Here is a 3,674-nt window from a genome sequence, read left to right on the forward strand (position 1 = left end):
GTGTCGAAACCGCCATAGGGAACCAACGTATCCTGGATGACGTTGCCGGCGTAGCCGATGAACGTATCGAAGGCCGATTCGTCCTTACCAACGCGGAGACCACCGAGCTGGATCCAGGCGAAGTTCAGCGAGACGGTGTTGCCGCCACCGCCGTTGCTAGCAGTATTGAGCGATGTGAACCTGCCCGAGTCACGGTTGTTGTTCTGGAAGTTGAAGCGGGTCTCGGTATAGGTCTTCAAAGTACCGAGTTCGGTTTCCTGACCGGTCCAGGTCTTCAGCGAGAAGCGAGCGTGCTTGTAAAAGGTGTCGTTGCTGCCGCCGTCCTTGTGATCGGCGCTTGTCGCACCGTCGAACGAACCCACGTCGCCGACGCCGATGTCGTAACGGAGATAGCCGCCGATGCGCAGGCAGGTTTCGGTGCCGGGGATGTAGAAGTAGCCAGCGCCGTAGACGTCGCAGATCTTGACGTATTCAGCGGGTTCCGGCTCGGCGACGACGACGGCGTCGGCGGCGCGCGCACCGGAAACTGCGAGCAGAGCCGCAGCGGAGCCGAGGAGAAGGCTCTTGATGTTCATTTTCTGACCTCCAGTCAAAAGTTAAAAAACGGGTCTGGGTATTCTTTGCTGAAGGACAGCGTTCCCTGCCCCATCCCCACTACCGAAAAAGATGCGCACCGCGCCGCTCCTTCGAATTCGACATTACCCATGAGCCGGCGGCGTTCAACAACGATCGTACCGGCGAAAGGACAGTTCGGCTGCTATCCCCGACCTGTGTTGCAGAAACGTCACGATTTGGCCTCACTCAGAAAGCTCTCGTTAACTATCGGGCCCGCCGCAACCGCCTGTTTCCGGCCGAATCCGGCGATCGGCCGACGGAATCATGGCAAGGCCTGGAGTCGTCTGCCAGGGAATTGCCGCGGATTCGCCGCATCCGAGGAAAGGCCGATGTTCGGCGCGCTCAAACTTTTCCATAGAAAGACGCGGCCTTGTTGATTGTGCCGGCGCTCGGCTGCCGTCTCGGCGAAGCGCTCGGGCTGACCTGGAACAACATCAAGGTACATCGCGTCAGTTTCCGGACCCGCGTCCTCCTCCTGGCGAACACCCGGTACGGTCAAGCCGTCGGTGCCGCGCCGTGCCGTTCGCGCGCGGTCTTGCGGATGATTTCCGCGATTTCCGGGCTGCTGCTGCACAGCATCTGGAAATCCGCCGCGTGCAGCGACAGGAGTGAGACCGCCGTTGCGGCGCTGACGGTCGCCGAGCGCGGTTCGCCGCTGATCAGCGCCATCTCGCCGAAGAAGGCGCCAGGGCCAAGCTCCACCGGGTGTGGCGTCGCGACGCTGACACGGCCCTCCACAACGAAGAACATCCGATCCCCAGTCTCGCCCCTGCGGCAGATCACGGCGCCCGGCGGCAAATTACGAGGTCTCAACGCGCGCACGATCTCGACCAGCGTGGCCGGGCCGAGCTTCTGAAACAACGGCACGGCGGCGACCAATTGCCAATTGCGGACGAAATCCTCGCGGCGGATTTCTTGATAGAAGCCGGAGGCAAGAATACCGGCCCAGAGCGCGAAGACGCCGATGCCACACATCATGACCGCCCCGGCAAGGAGGCGGCCGGCGAAACTTTGCGGAATGGCGTCGCCGTAACCGGTGGTGGACAGCGTGACCACCGCCCACCACATTGCCTGGGGGATGCTGCCGAACTTTTCCGGTTGGATGTCGCGCTCGATGACATAGGCCGCGAGCGCGACACCGAACAGAACGACGCCGAAGAGCGTGGTGACGCCGATCAGGTTGCGCGCTTCGTTGGCCAGCACCCTGCCCAGTACCGGGAAGAAAGTCGAGTCGCGCAGCGGTTTCAGCAGCCAGACAGCACAGTAGAGGCTCCGGTCGGGCGTGCCGACGAGCAGAAATGCGGCGAGTGGAACCAAAACCGCGAGCATATCAACGGCGATTGCCGGCGTCCTGTCCCGAAGGTCTCCCGCCCAGCGCTTGAACAACGTCTCGGCCATCTGCAGAAGATAGGCGCCCCAAATGACCGCGAGCACGGCAGTCAGAGCCAGCCTGCTTCGTCCGGGCATGTCCGGCATCGTGAGCGCAGCCACCGCCAGCAGCCCAGGCGCAGCCAGCACCGCGTTGAGCGGCGCGTAAATTCTCAGGAAAGGCAGTACCGACATTCTGTGCCCACGAGCGGATGCTATTCCTCCAGAATAGGATGCCTTCAAGGCAAGCGCAAAGGTGCTTACTTTCGCTGCGATGTTCATCACACGGTGAAACTCAGATGGCCGGGAAAGTGAACAGACGCATGGTCCGACGTCGCATGCGCTCGAGCTGCAGGAGCCGGTGAGGTCGGCGCCAGCGCAACTCGAGGAGGCACTGTCGAGGGCTTCCGGCTTCGATCCCAGCCGCTCTGAGCGGACTTCGCGTACACAAAGAGATACGATCCATGAGATCGATTCCCTTGCGGTAGTCCCGCCAGTCCAGAATGAGGCGGCCTACCTTGACGATATGGGTCCAATGACTAAGTACCCGCGCCTTGAATACAGCATGAAAGCCGTTCGCAAGGCAGGCGACCGACTGGCAAAACCTATGCAGTTCGGACGAGACATCACTGCCGGCCAGTATGTTGACGCACTCGAAATCTTCTCAATCGCCAATAGCTGGCGCGCCTCGCACTTTCTGCCGATGCGGAGCGTTCGGTTCTCTGTCGATCACCACATGCGAGCCCTGCGATTGAAGGGCGACATGGCATCGCGTCCGAAGCGCATGGCATCCATTCGTCGGAAGCTTCGAGAGTCCACCACCAATTTGGACACCATGAACGATATCGGCGGCTGCCGAGCGATCGTGCCCGACATCAAAAGTGTTCGCATGCTTCTCGCATCGATGCGAGACAAGTTCCCCCACGAGATACACTCTCGGGAATTTGACTATATCGATGAGCCGAAGCCGGACGGCTATCGAAGTCACCATATTGTTTTCCAGTACCGACCCAGAGCTGCCGACACTGAGGCTTTCGAGGGACGACGCATCGAATTGCAAGTTCGGACCACACTTCAGCACTCATGGGCAACTGCAGTTGAGGCCGTCGGGCTATTCCGGCGCCAGGACTTGAAGCACGGAAACGGCGAGCAGGATTGGCTACGCCTTTTCCAGCTTATGTCGGCGGAATTCGCGTACGTTGAGCAGTGTCCCGTTCCTATCGGTGTTCCGGATCACGATGACCGAGTGCGGGAATTGCGGGATATCAACACGCGTATAGGTGCGACAAGCATTCTAGAAGACATCAAGAATCTTACCCTCTACTCAGATAACTTCGTCCAGCCGACGAAAAAATGTCGATACTATTTGCTGCAATATGGCAAAGATCATAACGTGACCATAGAACCATTCAGAACTATTATGTTGGGCGCGCTGACGCTGGAGGAGATAGAGAAAAAAATCGAGCTAAGGGGTATTGATGTAACGGCTGCCTTGGTGGAAGTAGATAAAGTTGAAAAACTTGTTGAAATGTACCAGAATTATTTCGGGAACGTTTCCTTGTTTGTCCGTAATCTGAAATCCATCTGCACGGGAAAGGCGGATATTGAATACAGTCTAGAGCGGGATGAGATTTATGGGAGTCGTGGGATTCCCAAATCACTGCGGTTCTGATTCAACCTTCATGCTGGAG

General features: G+C 58.6%; 4 protein-coding genes. 1 reads left to right on the top strand and 3 read right to left on the bottom strand.

The genetic code is table 11. The annotated features are described in order from the left end of the window. From LB543_RS33630 to LB543_RS33640, 3 genes are all read right to left on the bottom strand, one after another. Positions 1–575: porin (locus tag LB543_RS33630; protein ID WP_224617339.1), on the bottom strand; the 575-nt coding region annotated here is incomplete at its 3' end. 302 nt (positions 576–877) lie between these two features. Continuing rightward, positions 878–1,060 carry a hypothetical protein gene (locus LB543_RS33635; RefSeq protein WP_224617340.1) on the bottom strand — a complete coding sequence of 61 codons (183 nt, stop codon included), beginning with the start codon at positions 1,058–1,060 and terminating at the stop codon, positions 878–880. 50 nt (positions 1,061–1,110) lie between these two features. Then, positions 1,111–2,178, bottom strand: a complete 1,068-nt coding sequence (locus LB543_RS33640) for a cyclic nucleotide-gated potassium channel (RefSeq protein WP_224617341.1) — start codon at positions 2,176–2,178, stop codon at positions 1,111–1,113. A 340-nt stretch (positions 2,179–2,518) separates the two neighbouring features. On the opposite strand from LB543_RS33640, the gene LB543_RS33645 reads away from it, so the two are divergent. Further along, positions 2,519–3,655, top strand: coding sequence for a RelA/SpoT domain-containing protein (locus LB543_RS33645; protein WP_224617342.1), 1,137 nt, complete (start codon positions 2,519–2,521; stop codon positions 3,653–3,655). Positions 3,656–3,674 lie beyond the last annotated feature (19 nt).

The organism is Mesorhizobium sp. ESP7-2 (assembly GCF_020164715.1).
Taxonomy (GTDB): Bacteria; Pseudomonadota; Alphaproteobacteria; order Rhizobiales; family Rhizobiaceae; genus Mesorhizobium.

What these genes read in the sequence shown, in the direction of transcription:
- LB543_RS33635 (WP_224617340.1), bottom strand. Translation starts at nt 1,060, where the DNA reads ATGTACCTTGATGTTGTTCCAGGTCAGCCCGAGCGCTTCGCCGAGACG.
- LB543_RS33640 (WP_224617341.1), bottom strand. Translation starts at nt 2,178, where the DNA reads ATGTCGGTACTGCCTTTCCTGAGAATTTACGCGCCGCTCAACGCGGTG.
- LB543_RS33645 (WP_224617342.1), top strand. Translation starts at nt 2,519, where the DNA reads ATGACTAAGTACCCGCGCCTTGAATACAGCATGAAAGCCGTTCGCAAG.